Here is a 1170-nt window from a genome sequence, read left to right on the forward strand (position 1 = left end):
ATATTCAACCGTCTGGAAATAAGTTCCTCGCAATTCCATTTCAAAGCCATGCGTAAATATAACCGCCTGAGGCTCTGCAGAAATGGCGCTATCATTAGTCTTATCTGATTCGTCTGTGGTACTCCCCAAACTCACGTTCAAGGGCTCTACCGGTAGATTTTTGGCACTTAGCAAGCTCAAGCCTTTGTAGTCAGATAAGACCTTTTTCATAAGGTTTGCCATATCTTCAGGCGCAACCAGGTTACTCATACGCTGCCCTATCTTTAAACGTAAGCCCTGCAGGCGCTCTTTTAATTGTTCTTGCTCTTGCCTTAGTGCTGCATTCGGGTCGTGAGCCAAAGCTGAAGTCAGCTCACTGAGCCGATTACTTTGCTCAACAGTTTCTTGTGTCAACGATGCTTTGTTGGCTAAGTTAGCTTTGTGCTTTTTTTCATAATCAGCGAAGCCTGTCTGCAGCCAAATAAAAGCAATGATCACCACAGCAGTACCCGCCATAATTGCCCGTTCTCTAAGGCTTAGGTCGGCTGTTTTATCACGTAGTTCGTACCATTTCTCAAGGTTCATTTCTGGCCTCCTTCTTGTTCTACAGAAGAACCAGCCGAGTCTTTAGCATAGTTGAGTATTGCTTCACTGCTATCAAGACGAGAAAGTAACACCTCAGGTGCTGCAGTGTGCTCTTCAGAGCGCAAAGAGAAATTCAACCAATGTCTCTTCCCTTCGTGTTTTTCAAGTTCAAACAATGTAAATGTACGCCCCAGGAGGCTGTCTTCCTGACGAAGCTTTTGCAAATACTCGGGCACCAAGTCACCGTTCAGGGTAATGCCTTCAATATGCATCTCCTTTCCTGAGGAGCCAATAATTATTGAGTTCAACCATAGTTTATCTAAGTTCTGGCGTGCAAGTGAGAGCAGAATATTAGAAAAGCCTTCATCATCTTTAACTACAACCGTATCTAGCATTTCGATCATTCGTTGACGAGCTTCAGCTTTAGCGTGCAAACGCTGATTAGCGGCGACTAATGACTCATCTTTTCTCATGCGTTTAGCTTTAACGCTTAGTGTTTCAAGGCGCTTTGCCATTTCTTCATTCTTTGATTTGATTACTTCAAGCTCTTGAGCTTCCTGCTTTAAGCTATGGCTAAGCCACAAGCTGACACCAATGAGCAAGAGC

At 44.1% G+C, this 1170-nt stretch carries 2 protein-coding genes; both read right to left on the bottom strand.

What is annotated here, in order from left to right; genetic code table 11:
• A partial coding sequence (locus A3756_RS02615; RefSeq protein WP_068552853.1) for a hypothetical protein occupies positions 1 to 564 on the bottom strand: 564 nt, incomplete at its 3' end.
• On the bottom strand, positions 561 to 1170 hold a 610-nt coding region (locus A3756_RS02620), incomplete at its 5' end, for a hypothetical protein (protein ID WP_231875462.1). The genes A3756_RS02615 and A3756_RS02620, both read right to left, overlap by 4 nt.

The sequence above is a fragment of the Oleiphilus sp. HI0086 genome, assembly GCF_001635225.1.